We start from the raw sequence: 17,030 nt of genomic DNA on the forward strand, positions 1-17,030 counted from the left end.
ACCACCCACCTCCTTCCCACCTCTTTTTGGGGTGTTTTGGGGGCTTGTTTTTTTTTAATCCCCCCCCCCGCCCGGGGGGGGGGGGCCCGCAGGGGGGGGGGGCGGGGGCCCCCCGCCGCTCCGGCGGCCCCCACCCACTCAGCGCGCAGGATCGGCAAAGGCGTACAGCCTGACGAGGAAGCCACTCGACCGCTTCGAGTATCAGGACCAGGCCGAGGTCCGCCGAGCGCGGGCGTGCCCCCCAACCGTCCTCCGCCCCACGCCGTATGTCTCGTGGAGACCGCAGTCTGCCCAGTTGCAGAGCCACGTCGGCAGCGCCCAGGCCGGCTCATGGTGCGGTCTCTGGCGCATGGAAGAAGCGTGGTTGAGGCCGGTGCGGGGTTGCTGGAAACACACGTGGCGGGTCCTCGTCCGGCGCTCCCGCCGCCTTGGCTGACTTTCTGTGGCCCAGGCCGGAACCGGGCTTCGCAGCCGACCCAATCCCAATAGCAGCAACCTCTCTGACGCGTTGACGGGCTGTCGAGGTCGCAGCGCGCCCATTGTCCGAGCACGCCAACCACCCCGGCACCCCCGGCACCGGGGTCCTGAGCAGGACTTCCATAACCGGACCACCCGAAATGCTGTCCAGGCTGAGGGGTGGTCAGGTCTTTGGTTGTTGGTCTGAGCTGTGCGAGCGCGAGGGGTGGACCCGGGTCTCGGGATCAGCTCAGAGCTTCACGCACCTCGTAGATGGTCGGCCGATCTCCGGGAGCGTGGCTGAGCATCGCTTCGATCAGGTCGCCCGTCTCACCTGCCACCTTTACGGGACGACGCCGACCGTTCGCCACAGCCTCTCTCTGTACGGGGCGCGGAGCGTCGTCCGGGTACTCGACCGCCCGCCAGCCGGTCGCGGAGATGAGCAGGGACGCGCCGAGCGCGTAGATATCGGCCTTCTGCGTCGGCTCGGCTTCGCCGGCGGCGAGCACGCTGCGTGCGATCTCCGGTGCCTCGTAGTGCACGAGGCAGCCGCGGAACGGGAAATCGTAGCTCTCGGGCACCTGACCCCCGCGCGCAAGGGCCAGGTCGATGAGGTGCGTTCGCTCCGGCCCGACGATGAAATGGGCAGGTTGCACATCGCCGTGAGCCCAGCCCTTCGCGTGGAGTTCCGCCAACGCCTCAACACAACCGAGCGCCACGCTGGTGTGCGGTGCGATGGAGGAGGCGGGCTCGCGGCAGGGTTTCCAGAGCCCGTACAGGTCCGGTCCTTCGTGCCACGGCTGGAAGTTCCACGTCCCGCGCTCCCACTCGCCATAGGCGAAGTCATCGAAGCCGAGACGATCCAACACAGCACCTTCGCGCCCGGGTGCGAGCGCGGTCCAAGGCTGCGCGGGCCAGTCGGCTGTGGCCTCGATCGGATGGCCGACTTTCACGGCGTAGTGGCCTCGACGGCTCTCGACCTCCCAGACCATGGAGCCACGGCGGTTCACGACCAGGCGGTGAGCCGTGGGCATCAGCGCGTCAAGCACCACGACCGGCAGTTCAGGGGATGGCCCGGACAACGTCTCTTCTCCCATCGGACGAGTGCGGCCGACCCCGAGTCGAGGCCGGCCGCTCCGTTGTTGTCGTGTGTTACGCCTGACCGTACGGCCGGCCGCAGTCGGAGTCGCACTGCGCGAGGTTCGTGCCGTTCACAGTCCACAGATCATCGAAAACCATGAACCCGGCCGCTTTCATGGCGTGTGCGGAGGCGGCCACCTTTTCCGGGTCGCGGGCACCTCCACCAGGCGCCGGGTTGTGGTGGAGGAAGCGACCTGCGTGCCGGTCGCACAGCTCGGCGTACTCCTTCGTGTGCAGGATGAGCGCATGCAGGCCGAGATCCACTTCGTCGGACGGGACCATGGGCACCGTGGCGGAGGCAGCGGTGACGACGAAGGCGACCGCCTGGTCCGCGATGCGCTCGGCACGCTCTGGCGGCTGCCCGTGGTGCGCGACCACGAAGTGGGTGAGGCTCTCGAACAGCTCCTCACCAGCCGCTGTGCGACCGGCCCTCTGATCGTTTGCTGTTGCGGTCATGCGAAAGCTCCTCGTGTGTGGGGTGCTTGGGACTTGCCGCCTGCGTCGGCCGTCGAGCCGGGGCTCGTGGCACTCAGCAGGGCGACTTGGGTGGCCGCCCCGAACAGGGAAGGGGAGGGAGAACCGGCACCCGTTCGGGGCGACCCGTCTACTGGCCTATGGCGAGAGCCATACCGACCACCAGGCCACATGACCCGCTGATCATGACGATGAACAGGACTCCCGCATATCGGCCGACGGCGCGCATCACAGCCCGTTCCAGCTGTTGGCGTTCCGGATGGCCAGACGCGCGCTGAGTTCCTCCCGCGCACTCGGCACCACCACGTTGTCCGGCATGGCATCCCACTCCATGCCGCCGCCGATCGGCCTTATCTGCACACGGCCGCCCACCGCACCCATGACGACGCCGATGCGTCCTCTCACGGTGTCCTTCGCCAGTTCGCCGATGCCTGGTCCGGTCTGCTGGTTGCTCGCCATGCGGATGAGCATCCTGCCGAGCAGCGGGACGTTGGAACTACAGACAAACCCCATATTGGGACGTCCCGCGTGGGGTAGAACGTCCCTAGTGCCGTCCCCGGGTGTTGGGAGACATTGGGATGCCGAACGAGAGGCTACGTGCCGCCATGGCGGCCGGTGGCTGGACGTACACCGCCCTCGCGGACCAGGTCGAGGTCGACCCCAAGTCCGTTGAACGATGGGTCAATCTGGGGCGTACGCCGCGCCGTGCCACGGCCATGCTGGCAGCGGAAACGCTAGGAGAAGACGTGCACGCTCTGTGGCCGGCGCTGCGGCAGGCCCGCCCCGCACGCGCTGTCAGTCCGGAACTGGTGGCTCTGTACGACCAGCGAGCCGATGTTCCCGTGTCCACCTTCACGGACATGCTGGCCCAGGCCAGGGAGCACATCGACGTGCTGGTGTACGCGGCGGTCTTCCTGCACGAGTCGTACCCGCGGCTCAACGACCTGTTGCGAGAACGAGCCGCTGCGGGGTGCGCGGTCCGTATCGCGGTTGGGGACCCGGACAGTACGAACGTGCAACAACGGGGTGCGGAAGAGAAGTTCGGCCACGGGATCGAGTCCCGTTGCCGCCTCGCCCTCATGCACTACCGCCCCCTTGCCGAGGTACCCGGCATCGAGGTGCGGATCCATGCCACCACGCTCTACAACTCGATCTACCGCGCGGATGACCAAGCGATGATCAACGCCCATGTTTGGGGTGTAAACGCCTATGGCGCTCCCGTATGGCATCTTCGGCGCAGTGGAGAGGGCGGCATGTTCGACACGTACAGCCGCAGCTTCGATGCTGTGTGGGAGACCGCGACGCCGGTAAGTGAAGGATGACCATGGCACGGACCGAGTACTACGACGATCCCTCGGCACCCGAGCCGAACAGCTTGGTGGTCGCCGCGTCCGCAGCGGTCACCGACGACGAAGGGCGCATCCTCCTTCAGCGCCGACGGGACAACGACCTGTGGGCGCTGCCTGGTGGCGGCATGGAGATGAGTGACTCGCTGCCAGGAACGGCCGTTCGTGAGGTGAAGGAGGAAACGGGCCTCGACGTAGAGATCACGGGGCTCGTGGGCACATACACCGATCCGCGCCACATCATCGCCTACTCGGACGGCGAGATCCGCCGGCAGTTCAACGTCTGCTTCTCCGCCCGTGTGGTTGGCGGCCGACTCGCCATCTCAGATGAGTCCACGGAGCTGCGGTTCGTCCTGCCGGAGGAGATCGACCAGCTGCCCATGCACCACACGCAGCGGCTCCGGATCCGTCATTTCATGGAAGGCCGTGAGCGGCCCTACCTGGGCTGATCGCAGCCACGACGCCACTTTAGGTCTGTGACCTTCAGCGTCCAGATTCCTGCCGGATTCAGATATAAGAGCTGCAGCGGACCAGCCGAAGGGATATTACCGTCTCCTACACTCGACGGGGGGCAGGGTTTTGAGCCGTCGTACCGTGACTCCCGGTCCGTCATCAGCTTGTGCTCCGCCTCGCGCCGGTTCGGGATGCTTCCGATGACGAAGCTGTCTCCGGCAGGGGCCAGCATCCAGGTGTACTCGGCCGTCGAGGGCCTCAGTCCGTGGCGTTCCTGCAGGCTCCTCGGGGTTGGCCCGTCGGATGTGGAGTCCGTTGCGGTAGTCGGGCTGGAGCAGCGTCAGTTCCACATGGCCGATGCCCCGGCTCAGGGGGATTCGTAGCGCGTGGCGAGGGCCTGGGCGCGGGTGTGGAGTGTGGTGCGGAGCCAGTGGGGGGAGAGGGCTTCGGCGTTCGGGGCGAGTTGCCAGAGGGACCATTCCGCGTGTCTTCGGTCCTGGAAGGCCGCCGTCAGGTGGAGCCAGCCGTCCGGGGCCGTGGATTCGGTGTGGATGGACAGCGCCGTGTCCGCCAGGGCCTCCCGGTGGGAGGGGTGCACCCGGGCCACCACGGTGACCTGGTCGCCGCCCGTCCGGAACCGGTTGCCGCGGTCTTGCCAGGCGCGGTTCAGGTCGATCCGGGCGGCTCGTTCTGCCGGTTCGGTGAGTTCCTCGGCCGCCCGTATCCGGGACAGGCGGTAGGTGCGGTCCTCGCCGGATCGGGTGGCCAGCAGGTAGCCCAGGTCGCGGACGGTCACCAGGCCTATCGGGTCCACCGTGCGCCACCGGGGTGGCTGGTCCGTGGCCGCGTAGTGGATGCGCAGCTTGTGGCCCGCGAGCACCGCGCGCCGGACCTCGGTCACCACGGTCTCGGACACCTCATCGGCGGGCACGCGGCGCGAGAGGAGGTCGGTCTCCGGGTCCATGAGCAACCGCTCGGCCACGCCTGCCGCGGTGTCCCGGTGGTTCTCGGGCAGGGCGTCGACCACCTTGAGCATGGCCGACGCGAGCGCCGAGCCGAGGCCGAACACCTGGGCGCCGCGCCGTGATCCGGCGACCAGCAGGGCGAGCGCCTCGTCGTGGTTCAGCCCGGTGAGCTCTGTCTGGAAGCCGGGCAGCAGCGCGAAACCGCCGTGCCGGCCGCGTTCGGCGTAGACCGGGACGCCCGCCGCGGACAGCGCCTCGATGTCGCGCAGCACGGTACGGGTGGACACCTCCAGCTCGCGCGCCAGCGTCGTCGCGGACAGCCGGCCGCGCTGGCGGAGGAGCAGCACCAGCGAGACCAACCTGTCGGCGCGCATACGGAAACCCTAGTCGGAATACCTGACCAAGGGTGTCGTGATTTGTGCGGGAGGCTCGGCGGCACGACGTCGGAACAGGCGTCGTCGAATCGCGCGCAGTCGAATGGAGATGACGTGGCAACGCAACGTACGGCGGTCAACCCGGTGCCCTGGTCCGTGGAGATGGGATTCAACCAGGGTGAGCTCGTCTCCGGGCACACACAGACCCTCTACATCTCGGGACAGACCGCGATGAACGGCGACGGAAAGCCCCAGCACGACGGCGACATGGCCGGGCAGTTGGCGTTGAGTGTCGACAATCTGGAGGCGGTGCTCGGCGAGGCCGGCATGTCTCTCGCGAACCTTGTCCGCCTCAACGTCTACACGACCGACGTCGATCTGCTGTTCCGGCATTACGGCGAGCTGGCGGCGCGGTTGGGCGCCGCCCGGGTGGCGCCGACCACCACCATGCTCGGGGTGACGCGACTGGCGATCCCAGGCCAGATGGTCGAGTTGGAGGGGACCGCCGTCGCGTGACGGGACCTCACCGCCTCCGCTGACACGGAGGCGCGCGGCCCCCGCCGGCAGGACCGGCCACGGCTGGCGAGGGCGTCCGGCCGTGGTGGCTGTGAGTACGGGCACGGGGGCCGTACCGGGCTCACCGAAGTGGCCTGCGCGCGCCCTGTCATGCTGAGGGGGCCATGCTGAGTCACCCGGTGAGTGGCGTCGGAAGAAGTCGGGGCGGATGTCGATGTGGTCGGCGAGGGTTGATCGGGTAGCCGGTTCGAGGGGGTTTCGCCCGTCGGCTTCCGGCGCGCTGAATAGCGAGTTGGCGCGCGTCGTCGCCCTCTTCTGCGCGGTGCGGATGACATGCCTTCTGGCTCTCGCCGTCTGGTCGCGATCCGCCGGCACGAGCGCGCGTGAATTGCTCTCCCGGCGGTGGGACTCCCTCTGGTACGAGCGTGTCGCCCAGCATGGATATGACTTCTCGTTGGTCGCTCCCGACGGGCGGCATCTGTCGAGCACGGCCTTCTTTCCCATGCTCCCGTGGCTTGAGGAAGGAATTTCGGCCGCGTTCGGGATGGACCTCGCGGACGCGGGGCTGCTGATCAGCGCCGTTGCCTCTGTCTTTGCCGCCTGTGGGATCTATCTGATCGCGGAACATCTCTACAGCAGACCCGTCGCCCTGATCTCCGTGTGTCTCTGGGCCGCGCTTCCTGTCGGCATCGTGCAGTCCATGGCGTACAGCGAGTCGCTCTTCGTGGCTTTCGCCGCGTGGGCGCTGTATTCGGTGATGCGGAACAGGTGGTTGGTGGCGGGGTTTCTCTCCTGCGCCGCCGGGCTCACCCGGCCGGTGGGGCTTGCGGTGGCGGCCGCGGTTGTTCTGGTGGGGGCGCGGGAAGTTCTGCGCCGGAGGAGGGAACGGGACGCCGAAGGACCGGAGTTGTGGCGCGTCGTCGTGGCCGGGATCGTCGCGCCGCTGGGGGCTGTCGGGTTTGTGCTCTGGGTGGGTGCCCGGCAGGGTGAGCTGTTCGGATACCTCGATGTCCAGGCCCAGTGGGGCAATGGATTCGACGGCGGAGTCTCCTTCTCCCGCTTCGTGGCGTCGGGCATGGGCCTTGAGGCTGTCTGGCCGCTGTTGCTGATGGCGCTGACTGGGGGCGTCGTCTGGGTTCATCGAATACTTTTCAGACAGTCGCGGTCGTACCCGCTCGTCGTCTACTCGGGCATCGTGGTCGTCATGGCGATCGGCGCCTCCGGATACTTCGGGTCGAAGCCCCGACTTCTGATGCCGGCTTTTCCGTTGCTGCTTCCTTTGGCCGCCGCGATGGTCAAGGCCAGACCCTCCGTTGTGTACGCCCTTCTGGGGGCGGAAATACTTGTCGCCGCGCTGTACGGCGCGTTCTGGCTCAACGGGTCGGGACCCCCCTAGATCCACTGCATCAATGGTCGGCAGCTCCACTGCGTCAACGGCCGGCGTCGATCTGTCGAGAAGCGCGGTGCGGCTCCGACGTTCCTTGTGCGGGTGGGCCTTCCACCCCGAGGACCTCAAGGAGTAGCTGTGCGGACACTGACTGTCGATATCTTCGTCTCCGTCGACGGATGGGCCGGTTCGGAGAACTCCCCCGGATTCTTCGGCTACTACGGCCCCGAGCTGGCGGAGTGGATCGCCACCGAGTCGGCCGCGCCCCAGCTCCTCGTCTTCGGACGGCGGACGTACGAGGCGATGGCCGGGATGCCTGTGGAGGCACGGGACGAGTCGTGGCAGCGGATGAGCGAGCGCGACGCGGTGGTGTTCTCAAGGACGTTGAAGGAGGTCACGTGGCCGAACACCCGGGTCTGCGACGACGACCTCGTCGGCGAGATCGAGCGGCTGAAGGCCGCGAGCGGCGTACCCCTGCGCACGATGGGAAGTCTCTCCGTCGCCCGGCAGCTCCTCGACGCGGGACTCGTCGACCGGCTGCGGCTGATGACGTTCCCGCTGCTCGTGGGGACGTCGGGACGCGAACCGTTCTTCGCCGGCGTCGCGGCGGCGGAGCTGGAGCTGGCCGGGCAGCGGGTCCTGGACGACCGGGTGCTGCTGATCGAGTACCGGCAGACCGGGCGGGACATTCCGCGCGCCTGAGTCTGAGTGGACGAGGCTCCGAGCGCGGCCCCGAGCGCGGCCCCGAGGCACCACCACGGGTCGGCCCTGAGCACGTCCATCGCCGGCCCTGAACACCACCACGGCCGGCCCCGAGCACCCCCACGGCCGACCCTGACCGCAGCCACGGTCGCCCCGAGCACCACCACCGCCGGCCCCGTGACCGCCCGGACGCCGTAGAGTGCGCCGCTCGATGGCGGAAGCGCTCAACCACAGGGGAGACGTCGCGGTGTGGGAAGACCTCGTTGCTCGGTACGCGTGGGCCGATACGGGAGCGGCGCCGACGGCGTACACCTTCTCCGTGGTCGCCGGGAAGTCCGAGGACGAGGTGATCCGGGCGTTCGGCGGCGATCCCGGGGAGTCGCGGCTCATGACGTTCGCCGAGGCCGCCGACGAACAGGCGGACCATCTCTACGAGGACTACGAGCTGCTTCGCGTGATCACCGCCAAGGAGCATGTCGTGGCCATCGAGTGGGGGTACCACGGCAGCCTCCCCGAGATCGCCCGGCGGGCGTCGGCGGACGGTGGTGAGTTCTTCAGCGTCCACGCGGACGTGAACGCCCGCCATCAGGTGATGCGCGCCGTCGACGGCCGGGTGGACGGCGCGTTCGACCCCGCCGAACTGGAGGACATGGACTGGCTGGACCCCCGGCCCGAGGTCCCCGCCTGGGCGGAGGACGTCTCCTTCCATCCGGAACGTCTCCGCGCGGAATCCTTCGCGCTGTTGGAACGCACGGCAGGCGCCGCCGTCGATCCGGCCTGGCTCGACACCCCACTGCGTACGGTGCTCCTCGCCGCGCCCGGTGAACTCTTCGGCGGCCCCGACAGCTCGTGGCTCACCTGACCTCGTGCACTGACCGCCTGAAGACCTTGCGAAGCGCCGCCCTTGTGAAGCGACCACGTAAAGCGTTTGTGGGGTCGGGGCACGGGCGGCGATCATCGCGGGATGAGTGACGTCGCGGGCGTGCAGGCCCTGGTTGTCGTGGATGTGCAGACCGCCTTCTTCACCGGCGAGGGCGCCGTCCCCGCCGCCCGGCCGGTGCGGGAGGCGATCGAGGGGATGTTGCGGCGGGCCCGGGAGCGTGGCGTGCTCGTCGTACATCTGCAGAACGACGGGCCCGCCGGCGCCGACGACGAGGCCGGGACCCCGGGGTGGGAGCTCGCGCTGCCCGTGGTGGAGGGGGACCGCGAGGTCGTCGTGCGCAAGAAGCGGGACGACGGGTTCGACGGGACGCCGCTCGGCGGGATGCTGGTGTCGGCCGGGGCCAAGGGGATCGCCGTCTGCGGTGTGATGTCCGAGATGTGCGTGTCGGCCACGGCACGGACGGCGCTGGCGCGCGGTTACCGCGTCGTACTGCCGCACGACGCCCACGCGACGTACGACGCCCCCGCCGCCGAGGGCATCGGCGACGCCGTCCCGGCCGCCACGGTGTCGCGCGTCGCCGAGTGGGCGCTCGGCGCCGAGGTGGAGGTGGTCGCACGGGCGGCAGACGTCTCCTTCGAGCAGCCGGTTGCCGAGCCGACGATCGGAACGACTCGGCAGGGCGCTCCCGGCGCTCGGCAGGGTGCTCCCGGCGCCGGGACCACCACGACCTAAGACCCCGCCCTCGTGTACGCCCCCTCCCGGGGCCGCCGCCCACCGACGCCGGACGGAGCGGACGTGGTGGAGGCTGTGGACGTGGTGGAGGCTCCGGACGTGGTGGAGGCTGGAGGGTGGCATTCGGGAGTTCTCACAGGGCGGGAGTACGTATGGCCTGGCGGTGTCACGGGCTGCGGTGGAGTGACGCCGGGGGTGAGCTCGTGTGGCGGGACGGCGCGCGGGAGCGGCGGAGCCCGCTCACGTACGGGCGCGAGCTCGGCTTCCGCGCCCTCGGCGAGCGGCTCTGCGCCGGGGTGCGCGGGCAGGAGTGTCCGCTCGGCGCCCGCGTGGGCGGGCGCGGTACCGGTGGGCAGTGCGCCGACTGCGCACGCCTCGACCGGTCGCGGTCCGTGGCCGCCGACACCGTCGCCGACGACCCGCAGCCGTACACCGTCTACCTGGCCTGGTTCGGTCCCGGCATGGTCAAGGTCGGCATCACCGCCGAGGCGCGCGGCGCGGCGCGGCTGCTCGAACAGGGAGCCGTCGTCTTCACCCGCCTCGGCCGCGGCCCGCTGATGGCGGCCCGGCGGACCGAGGAACTGCTGCGTACGGCGCTGGGCGTGCCGGACCGCGTTCCCTACGCCGCGAAGCGCGCCGTGCGCGCCACACTGCCGGCCGATCGGGCCGAACGCTCGTCGGAGGTACGGGAGTTGTACGGGCGGGCCGTCGCGCTCAGCGGATGGCCGGAGTCGTTGGAGCGCGCCGAGCTCCGACCTGTCGACCACGTCGACGTGTTCGGGCTGGCCGGGACCCCGCCCGTCACCGGTGTGATCGACGAGCTGGTCGACGGAGGGCGGGTCGCCGGGCGGCTCGTGGCCGCCGCCGGCCCGGATCTGCATCTGGAGTGCGGGGACGACGGCGCGGTACTCGTCCTCGACACCCGGCTCCTGCGCGGCTGGGGGCTCACCGCGGCGGCCGACGAGGGCGTGACCGTGCCCGTACGAGAGGTGGCCGCCGCCGAACACGTCGTACAGGACGGGCTCTTCTGAACCGGTGGAACCTCCGGGCGGTGCTGGACAGTACGGCCGCCGCCCCGGAGGCTGGTGGGATGGACGATCAAGCAGCAGCGGAGATCGAGGCCGTGCGGGAGTTCCGGGAACGGCTCTCGCTGCCCGGACTCGTCGACATACACACGCACTTCATGCCCGACCGCGTCCTGCGGAAGGTGTGGGCGTACTTCGACAGTGCCGGGCCCCTGACCGGCAGGGAGTGGCCCATCACCTACCGGCACGAGGAGGACCAACGCGTCGCGCTCCTGCGGGCGTTCGGCGTTCGCGCGTACACCTCGATGCTCTACCCGCACAAGCCCGGCATGGCCGACTGGCTCAACGGCTGGGCCGCCGGATTCGCCGCGCGGACGCCCGACTGCCTCCAGACCGCGACCCTCTTCCCGGAGGAGGGAGTGGAGACGTACGTACGCGAGGCTGTCGAGTCCGGCGCGCGGATCTTCAAGTCGCATCTCCAGGTGGGGGGTTACGACCCCAACGACGAACGCCTCGACCGGGTCTGGGGGTTGCTCGCCGACGCCGCCGTGCCGATCGTCATGCACTGCGGCTCGGGCCCGCAGCCCGGCAAGTACACGGGGCCCGAGCACGTGGGACGGCTGCTCGCGCGCCATCCGAGGCTGCGCCTGGTCGTCGCGCACATGGGGATGCCCGAGTACACGGACTTCCTGGACCTGGCGGAACGGTACGACGGGGTCCTGCTCGACACCACGATGGCCTTCACCGACTTCAGCGAGGCCCTCTCGCCCTTTCCCACCGGCTCGGACACCAGGGCGCGGCTCGCCGGGCTGGGGGACCGGATCCTGCTCGGTTCGGACTTCCCGAACATCCCGTACCCGTACCTCCACCAGCTGGAGGTCCTCGAAGGGCTCGGGCTGGGCGACGCCTGGACCCGGGCCGTCTGTTACGAGAACGGCGTCCGCATCTTCGGGCTGGACCCGAAAGGCGTGGCCTGAGGAGAACGACTTCCCTATCCTGAAAGGCTGTTCACCTCAGTGAGCGGCCCGTACATCAACAGCCCACAGGAAGGACGTGACGCCGTGAAGCGGACGACCTAGCCGCCCGCCCGGAAGCTCCGGGAGCACGGGCGGCGGGTTCCGGAAGGAACGAGATGTCCCGCACGGACAAGACCAAACCGCCGTGGGTCCGCCACGCCGAGCACCGCCCCCTGCCCGTCCACGACCACCGTCGGGGCCCCTGCGATCTGCCGCCCCGCCCGGCGCGCGAGAGCACGGACACCCGCTGCCGGTGGGCGCAGACGCTCCTGATGCTGATCAGCCGCCCCTGCTGCGCGGGGTGCAAGGTGCGCTCGCACATCAAGGAACGGCAGGAGTGGGCCAGGACCGCCAACCGCAAGGAGCGTTACGCGGGCCGCCGCGAGGCGCGCCGCGCCGCCACCGGCGAGGACCGCGACTGACCTCGAACACGCCCCACGTCTCGGGGCGGCGGGGTCCCGCGCCCGCCGCCCCGGGGCCCGAGCCGCCCGGCCGCATCCCCCTCGCGCCCCACCGTCCCCACCGCCCGCGTTCTCAGGGAATTCACAGGAAGCGGCAAGGACGTTCTCAGGCGGACTCCCCACTGTGGGCTCCATGACCGTCACCTCGCCCAGGGGGCGCACCGAGATGATCAAGCCGGACGGCAGCCCCGTCCGGGTCCTTGTCGTGGACGACGAGGCCTCGCTCGCCGAGCTCATGTCCATGACCCTCCGCTACGAGGGGTGGGACGTCCGCAGCGCCGGTGACGGCGCGGGCGCCGTGCGTTCGGCGCGGGAGTTCCGGCCCGACGCCGTGGTGCTCGACGTGATGCTGCCCGACATGGACGGCATCGCGGTCCTCGGGCGGCTGCGCCGGGAACTGCCTCAGGTGCCCGTCCTCTTCCTCACGGCCGGGGACGCCGTGGAGGACCGGATCGCCGGGCTCACCGCGGGCGGGGACGACTTCGTCACCAAGCCCTTCAGCCTGGAAGAGGTCGTGGCACGGCTGCGCGGGCTGATACGCCGCTCCGGCACCGCCGCCGTACGCAGCGAATCGGTGCTGGTCGTCGGTGACTTGACCCTCGACGAGGACAGCCATGAGGTCAGCAGGGGCGGGCAGTCCGTCCATCTCACCGCGACCGAGTTCGAGCTGCTGCGCTTCCTGATGCGCAATCCGCGGCGCGTGCTGAGCAAGGCCCAGATCCTCGACCGCGTGTGGTCGTACGACTTCGGTGGCCAGGCCAACGTCGTGGAGCTCTACATCTCCTATCTGCGCCGGAAGATCGACGCGGGCCGGCCGCCGATGATCCACACCCGGCGCGGGGCGGGATATCTGATCAAGCCGGGGGAGTGACCGTGGCGGCGGCGACACGGGACCGAGCCCCTCGGCCGTGGCGGCGGCGCGGAAGGCACTCCTTCGAGCGTCGCGGCATGGGTGCGGTCGACGTACGAGCAGGTCAGCGTGGGTGGGGCCACGGGGCGACTCTCTACGGCCTGACCGCCAGAAACTAGCTATACGGTGTAAGGGAGTTTCTTGTACGGTGTACGGGACCAGCCGGTCCCGTACACCGTAAAGGAGTCTCCGCGTGAAGGCATCGGCCGACGGCAACCGCAGCGCCGCCCCCTCCCCACCTCCCTCGATTCCGGTCGGCCGCCACCCCCGGCGCTGGCTGATCCTCGGCGTCATCTGCCTCGCCCAGCTCACCGTGCTCATCGACAACACGGTCCTCGGCGTCGCGATCCCCTCCCTCACCACCGAACTGAACGCGTCGACCGCCGACGTCCAGTGGATGATCAACGCCTACTCGCTCGTCCAGTCGGGCCTCCTGCTCACCGCCGGCAATGCCGCCGACCGCTACGGCCGCAAGAAGATGCTCGTCGCCGGCCTCGTGCTCTTCGGCCTGGGCTCGCTGGCGGCCGGACTCGCCCAGTCCTCCGGCCAGTTGATCGCGGCCCGCGCCGGAATGGGCGTCGGCGGCGCACTGCTGCTCACCACCACGCTCGCGGTGATCGTGCAGATCTTCGACGACGAGGAGCGCGTCAAGGCCATCGCCCTCTGGTCGACGGTCAGTTCACTCGGCTTCGCGGCGGGCCCGGTGCTCGGCGGCGCCGTGCTCGACCACTTCTGGTGGGGCGCGATCTTCCTGGTCAACATCCCGGTCGTGGTGCTCGGCCTGGCGGCCGTCCTCGCGCTCGTACCGGAGTCCGGCAGCACGCAGGGCGCCCGCCCCGACCTGCTGGGCGCGCTGCTCTCCGTCGTCGGAATGACCGCCGTCGTGTACGCGATCATCTCCGGCCCCGGGCACGGCTGGACCTCCGGCCGGGTACTGCTCCCCGCGGCCGTCGGACTGCTCGCCCTGGGTGTCTTCGCGGTCTGGGAGACACGCGTCCCTCACCCCATGCTGGACATGGGCTTCTTCCGGAACCAGCGCTTCGTCGGTGCCGTCGCCGGCGTGATCCTCGTGGCCTTCGGCATGACCGGCTCGCTGTTCCTGCTCACCCAGCATCTCCAATTCGTACTGGGATACGGCCCGTTGGACGCCGGCACGCGTACGGCGCCGCTCGCCGTCACCGTCGTCGCGCTCAACCTCACCGGTCTCGGCCCCTTCCTCGTACGGAAGATGGGCACGCCGGTCACCATCGCCGCCGGGATGACGCTGGTGGCCGCCGGTCTCGCCGCGATCGCCGTGCTCGGCGCGGGTGGCTACGGCGGAATGCTGCTCGGTCTCGTCGTGATGGGCGCCGGCGTCGCGCTCTCGATGCCCGCCATGGCCAACGCGATCATGAGCGCGATCCCGCCCGAGAAGGCGGGCGTCGGGGCGGGCGTCAACGGCACACTCGGCGAGTTCGGCAACGGACTCGGGGTCGCCGTACTCGGAGCCGTACTGAACTCCCGCTTCGCCGCGCTCGTTCCAGTAGGCGTGGGCGCGTCCTCGCTGCCCGCCGCGCTCGCCTCCGTCGAGGCGGGACCCGGCGGGGAGGCGGAACGGGCCGCGATCTCCGACGCGTTCGCCTCGGGACTGGAGACCAGCCAACTGGTCGGGGCCGTGGCGGTGCTGGCGGGCGGTCTGCTCGCCGCACTGCTGCTGCGCCGTGCCGAGCGGGCAGGCCGTCCCGGGACATCCGCGGCATAGCATCGGATCCGCACCAACGGGCCGAGGAACCGAGGAGGCTCATCCATGGAGTCGGCAGCCGACAAGGCCAAGCAGTCCCTGCGGACCAGCGTATGGCTGGAGGGCAAGCCCGCCGCCCGGGGCCGCAGGAGTGAGCGCTCCGACCATCCGACCGGGCTCGACAGGGACCGGATCACTGCGGTGTCGGTACGGATGCTGGACGCGGAGGGCCCGGCCAAGTTCTCCATGCGGCGGCTGGCGGCCGAACTGGGCGTCACGGCGATGTCCCTGTACTGGTACGTGGACACCAAGGACGACCTCCTCGAACTCGCCCTGGACTCGGTCTACACGGAGATCGACATCCGCGATCGGGCCGGGTCCGGCGCCGACAGCGACGACGGTGCCGACTCCGGCCCCGACGGCGCCGACCCGGGCCCCGGCTCCGACTGGCGCGACGAGCTGCGCGCCCTGGCCCACAGCTACCGGGCCCTGCTCGTCCGCCACCCCTGGGTCTCGCCGCTCGTCGGCAAGTTCCTCAACATCGGCCCGCACTCGATGGAGTTCTCGCACGCCGTGCAGCGGGTCATGCGCCGAACGGGCCTGCCCGCGCACGGTCAGATGGGCGCGCTGTCCGGCGTCTTCCAGTTCGTGTACGGCTTCGGGACCATCGAGGGCCACTTCGTCCAGAGGTGCGCCGAGGCGGGGATGACCCAGGACCAGTACTACCGGCACGCCATGGGGACGATCCACGAACAGCAGGAGTACCGCGGCCGCTTCGACCGGGCCGAGGAGCTGATGGAGGCGCGCGGCGGGGAGACGGTCCAGGAGATGCGCGAACGGGACTTCACGTTCGCGCTCGAACTCCTCATCGCGGGCATCGAGGCGATGCGCGCACGCGGCTGAGCCGGCTCGCCCCCGCCGCGTCACTCCGCCAAGCCCTCCGGCGCGCCACCCCGCCGGGCTACTCCGGGGGAGCGAGCCGCGCCGGGAAGCCGCCCGTGGCGATCGGGCTCCAGCGCTCCGGCGTGATGCGGATGATCGACTTCCCCTGCCGCACCATCGCCTCGCGGTACTCGTCCCAGTCCGGGTGCTCCCCGGAGATGTTCCGGAAGTACTCGACCAGCGGCTCGACCGACTCCGGGACGTCCAGCACCTCCGCCGTACCGTCGATCTGCACCCAGGGGCCGTCCCACGAGTCCGACAGGACGATCACGCTCGCGCGTGGGTCACGCTTCGCGTTCCGCGTCTTCGCCCGCTCCGGGTAGGTGGAGACGACGATCCGCCCGGAGTCGTCGACGCCGCAGGTCAGCGGGGAGCCCTGGGGGCGGCCGTCGGAACGGGTGGTCAGCAGGATGGCGTGGTGCCTGGGCCGGACGAACTCCAGCAACTCGTCGAGCGCCACGGTGGTGTTGGTCGCGATGTTGGGTGCCATGACCCGGAGCCTACGACCCGCCCGCGACCTGCGAAGCGCCCGCGCCCGCCCCCGCGTCCTGCGTCCTGCGTCCCGCCAAGCGTCCGCGCCCGCCCCTGCGTCCCGCGTCCCGCCAAGCGCCCGCCGCCTACGCGTCCCGCGGGCCGACCTCTCGTACCGCCTGAATGTCCAGCTCCACCCGCAGCGTCGTGCCGATCGCCGAGATCCCCGCCCGCACCACCTGGTTGTAGTCCATGGCGAACTCGTCCCGCCGCAGCTCCGTCGTCGCGCGGAAGGCCGCCCGCTCGCCGCCCCACGGGTCGGGCCCGGTCCCGAGGTACGTCAGGTCCAGCCCCACCTTCCGTACGACTCCGTGCAGCGCCAGCTCACCCCGTACGGTCCAGCGGTCCGGACCCGACTGGCTGACACCCGTGCTGTGGTAGGTGATCTCGGGAAAGCGGTCCACGTCCAGGAAGTCCGCCGACCGCAGGTGCTTGTCCCGTACGCCGTTGCCGGTGTCGATGCTCGCCGCGTCGATGACCGCGTCGACGCGGGAGCGCTCGGGCACCGCCGAGATCTCGATCCGCCCGCCGAAGTCGCCGAAGTGCCCGCGCACGCTGGAGAACCCGAGGTGCTGGGCGACTGTGGCCACCGAGGAGTGCGCGGGGTCCACGTTCCAGACACCGGGCGGCGGCAGCTCGACATGGCCCTGCCGCGTCAGGACGACCGTCCCGGCGTCGGCGACACCGCTGGAGGTGACGAACGCGGTCGAGGCGGCGGGCGCGTAGCCGGTGGCCGCCACGATCACGGTGTACGGGCCCGGCGGCAGCGCCGTGTCCACGGCCACCCTCCCCTCGGCGTCCGCGTCGGCGCGCACCACCTGGGCGCCGGTCCTGTCGGTCAGGGTCACGACAGCGTGCTGGACGGCCCAGCCGTCCGGTGTCCGTACCTGTGCGCGAAGTCCCATCCCGTTTCTCTCTCCTCGATCGCGGTCAAGAGGTGGGCCCCGGCGCGATGGCGGCCCGCCGTCCCCAGGCTTGCCGCCACCTCACCGGGGCC

At 70.1% G+C, this 17,030-nt stretch carries 19 protein-coding genes; 13 read left to right on the forward strand and 6 right to left on the reverse strand.

The features are described 5' to 3' along the window. Window positions 1-701: 701 nt before the first annotated feature. The 3 genes from ACFWU9_RS14520 to ACFWU9_RS14530 all read right to left on the reverse strand — a co-directional run bounded on the left by ACFWU9_RS14520 (window position 702) and on the right by ACFWU9_RS14530 (window position 2,541). A complete protein-coding gene (locus tag ACFWU9_RS14520; RefSeq protein ID WP_384318293.1) occupies window positions 702-1,538 on the reverse strand; it encodes a protein kinase in 837 nt (278 codons plus the stop codon). A gap of 70 nt (window positions 1,539-1,608) precedes the next feature. Further along, complete coding sequence (locus ACFWU9_RS14525; RefSeq protein WP_384318091.1) at window positions 1,609-2,052, reverse strand: glycine-rich domain-containing protein; 444 nt, start codon at window positions 2,050-2,052, stop codon at window positions 1,609-1,611. Between the two features lie 246 nt (window positions 2,053-2,298). After that, on the reverse strand, window positions 2,299-2,541 hold the full coding sequence (locus ACFWU9_RS14530) for a hypothetical protein (protein ID WP_384318294.1): 243 nt from the start codon (window positions 2,539-2,541) through the stop codon (window positions 2,299-2,301). Window positions 2,542-2,648: 107 nt separating this feature from the next. On the opposite strand from ACFWU9_RS14530, the gene ACFWU9_RS14535 reads away from it, so the two are divergent. Beyond that, window positions 2,649-3,392, forward strand: coding sequence for an XRE family transcriptional regulator (locus ACFWU9_RS14535; RefSeq protein WP_384318093.1), 744 nt, complete (start codon window positions 2,649-2,651; stop codon window positions 3,390-3,392). 2 nt (window positions 3,393-3,394) lie between these two features. Beyond that, a complete protein-coding gene (locus ACFWU9_RS14540) occupies window positions 3,395-3,865 on the forward strand; it encodes an NUDIX domain-containing protein (protein WP_384318095.1) in 471 nt (156 codons plus the stop codon). Between the two features lie 371 nt (window positions 3,866-4,236). Here the strand turns inward: ACFWU9_RS14540 and ACFWU9_RS14545 are convergent, their stop codons facing one another. Further along, window positions 4,237-5,208, reverse strand: a complete 972-nt coding sequence (locus ACFWU9_RS14545) for a helix-turn-helix transcriptional regulator (protein WP_384318097.1) — start codon at window positions 5,206-5,208, stop codon at window positions 4,237-4,239. 162 nt (window positions 5,209-5,370) lie between these two features. Here ACFWU9_RS14545 and ACFWU9_RS14550 point away from each other — a divergent pair, with 162 nt between their 5' ends. The 11 genes from ACFWU9_RS14550 to ACFWU9_RS14600 all read left to right on the forward strand — a co-directional run bounded on the left by ACFWU9_RS14550 (window position 5,371) and on the right by ACFWU9_RS14600 (window position 15,463). After that, the gene (locus ACFWU9_RS14550) at window positions 5,371-5,724 is read left to right on the forward strand and encodes a RidA family protein (protein ID WP_384318296.1); all 354 of its coding nucleotides are present in this window, start codon (window positions 5,371-5,373) and stop codon (window positions 5,722-5,724) included. Between the two features lie 208 nt (window positions 5,725-5,932). Beyond that, window positions 5,933-7,120: a glycosyltransferase family 39 protein gene (locus ACFWU9_RS14555; protein WP_384318098.1), complete on the forward strand. Its 1,188-nt coding sequence runs from the start codon at window positions 5,933-5,935 to the stop codon at window positions 7,118-7,120. Window positions 7,121-7,249: 129 nt separating this feature from the next. Next, window positions 7,250-7,813: a dihydrofolate reductase family protein gene (locus tag ACFWU9_RS14560; RefSeq protein WP_384318100.1), complete on the forward strand. Its 564-nt coding sequence runs from the start codon at window positions 7,250-7,252 to the stop codon at window positions 7,811-7,813. A 211-nt stretch (window positions 7,814-8,024) separates the two neighbouring features. Then, window positions 8,025-8,675 (forward strand): DUF6461 domain-containing protein, encoded by a 651-nt coding sequence (locus ACFWU9_RS14565; RefSeq protein WP_384318102.1) that lies wholly within the window; start codon window positions 8,025-8,027, stop codon window positions 8,673-8,675. Between the two features lie 102 nt (window positions 8,676-8,777). Beyond that, window positions 8,778-9,428, forward strand: coding sequence for an isochorismatase family protein (locus ACFWU9_RS14570; protein WP_384318104.1), 651 nt, complete (start codon window positions 8,778-8,780; stop codon window positions 9,426-9,428). A 152-nt stretch (window positions 9,429-9,580) separates the two neighbouring features. Next, window positions 9,581-10,459 carry a DUF2797 domain-containing protein gene (locus tag ACFWU9_RS14575; protein WP_384318106.1) on the forward strand — a complete coding sequence of 293 codons (879 nt, stop codon included), beginning with the start codon at window positions 9,581-9,583 and terminating at the stop codon, window positions 10,457-10,459. A gap of 59 nt (window positions 10,460-10,518) precedes the next feature. After that, the gene (locus tag ACFWU9_RS14580; RefSeq protein ID WP_384318108.1) at window positions 10,519-11,430 is read left to right on the forward strand and encodes an amidohydrolase family protein; all 912 of its coding nucleotides are present in this window, start codon (window positions 10,519-10,521) and stop codon (window positions 11,428-11,430) included. Between the two features lie 155 nt (window positions 11,431-11,585). Further along, window positions 11,586-11,891 (forward strand): hypothetical protein, encoded by a 306-nt coding sequence (locus ACFWU9_RS14585; protein WP_384318110.1) that lies wholly within the window; start codon window positions 11,586-11,588, stop codon window positions 11,889-11,891. A 172-nt stretch (window positions 11,892-12,063) separates the two neighbouring features. Continuing rightward, window positions 12,064-12,801: a response regulator transcription factor gene (locus ACFWU9_RS14590; RefSeq protein WP_384318112.1), complete on the forward strand. Its 738-nt coding sequence runs from the start codon at window positions 12,064-12,066 to the stop codon at window positions 12,799-12,801. Between the two features lie 286 nt (window positions 12,802-13,087). Beyond that, a complete protein-coding gene (locus tag ACFWU9_RS14595; RefSeq protein ID WP_384318298.1) occupies window positions 13,088-14,581 on the forward strand; it encodes an MFS transporter in 1,494 nt (497 codons plus the stop codon). 45 nt (window positions 14,582-14,626) lie between these two features. Further along, window positions 14,627-15,463 (forward strand): TetR/AcrR family transcriptional regulator, encoded by an 837-nt coding sequence (locus ACFWU9_RS14600; protein WP_384318114.1) that lies wholly within the window; start codon window positions 14,627-14,629, stop codon window positions 15,461-15,463. 58 nt (window positions 15,464-15,521) lie between these two features. On the opposite strand, the gene ACFWU9_RS14605 is transcribed toward ACFWU9_RS14600, so the two are convergent. Further along, on the reverse strand, window positions 15,522-15,992 hold the full coding sequence (locus ACFWU9_RS14605; protein ID WP_384318115.1) for a PPOX class F420-dependent oxidoreductase: 471 nt from the start codon (window positions 15,990-15,992) through the stop codon (window positions 15,522-15,524). Between the two features lie 127 nt (window positions 15,993-16,119). Beyond that, entirely contained in the window at window positions 16,120-16,938 is an 819-nt protein-coding gene (locus ACFWU9_RS14610) for a YceI family protein (protein WP_384318116.1), read from the reverse strand. Window positions 16,939-17,030 lie beyond the last annotated feature (92 nt).

It is taken from the genome of Streptomyces sp. NPDC058653 (assembly GCF_042716895.1).
GTDB lineage: Bacteria > Actinomycetota > Actinomycetes > Streptomycetales > Streptomycetaceae > Streptomyces.

Excerpts from the sequence above, each read along its gene's own strand:
- ACFWU9_RS14570 (WP_384318104.1), top strand. The coding sequence starts at position 8,778 with ATGAGTGACGTCGCGGGCGTGCAGGCCCTGGTTGTCGTGGATGTGCAG.
- ACFWU9_RS14580 (WP_384318108.1), top strand. The coding sequence starts at position 10,519 with ATGGACGATCAAGCAGCAGCGGAGATCGAGGCCGTGCGGGAGTTCCGG.
- ACFWU9_RS14550 (WP_384318296.1), top strand. The coding sequence starts at position 5,371 with ATGGGATTCAACCAGGGTGAGCTCGTCTCCGGGCACACACAGACCCTC.
- ACFWU9_RS14525 (WP_384318091.1), bottom strand. The coding sequence starts at position 2,052 with ATGACCGCAACAGCAAACGATCAGAGGGCCGGTCGCACAGCGGCTGGT.
- ACFWU9_RS14565 (WP_384318102.1), top strand. The coding sequence starts at position 8,025 with ATGGCGGAAGCGCTCAACCACAGGGGAGACGTCGCGGTGTGGGAAGAC.
- ACFWU9_RS14590 (WP_384318112.1), top strand. The coding sequence starts at position 12,064 with ATGACCGTCACCTCGCCCAGGGGGCGCACCGAGATGATCAAGCCGGAC.
- ACFWU9_RS14535 (WP_384318093.1), top strand. The coding sequence starts at position 2,649 with ATGCCGAACGAGAGGCTACGTGCCGCCATGGCGGCCGGTGGCTGGACG.
- ACFWU9_RS14545 (WP_384318097.1), bottom strand. The coding sequence starts at position 5,208 with ATGCGCGCCGACAGGTTGGTCTCGCTGGTGCTGCTCCTCCGCCAGCGC.
- ACFWU9_RS14575 (WP_384318106.1), top strand. The coding sequence starts at position 9,581 with ATGGCCTGGCGGTGTCACGGGCTGCGGTGGAGTGACGCCGGGGGTGAG.
- ACFWU9_RS14610 (WP_384318116.1), bottom strand. The coding sequence starts at position 16,938 with ATGGGACTTCGCGCACAGGTACGGACACCGGACGGCTGGGCCGTCCAG.
- ACFWU9_RS14555 (WP_384318098.1), top strand. The coding sequence starts at position 5,933 with ATGTCGATGTGGTCGGCGAGGGTTGATCGGGTAGCCGGTTCGAGGGGG.
- ACFWU9_RS14600 (WP_384318114.1), top strand. The coding sequence starts at position 14,627 with ATGGAGTCGGCAGCCGACAAGGCCAAGCAGTCCCTGCGGACCAGCGTA.
- ACFWU9_RS14530 (WP_384318294.1), bottom strand. The coding sequence starts at position 2,541 with ATGCTCATCCGCATGGCGAGCAACCAGCAGACCGGACCAGGCATCGGC.
- ACFWU9_RS14605 (WP_384318115.1), bottom strand. The coding sequence starts at position 15,992 with ATGGCACCCAACATCGCGACCAACACCACCGTGGCGCTCGACGAGTTG.
- ACFWU9_RS14540 (WP_384318095.1), top strand. The coding sequence starts at position 3,395 with ATGGCACGGACCGAGTACTACGACGATCCCTCGGCACCCGAGCCGAAC.
- ACFWU9_RS14585 (WP_384318110.1), top strand. The coding sequence starts at position 11,586 with ATGTCCCGCACGGACAAGACCAAACCGCCGTGGGTCCGCCACGCCGAG.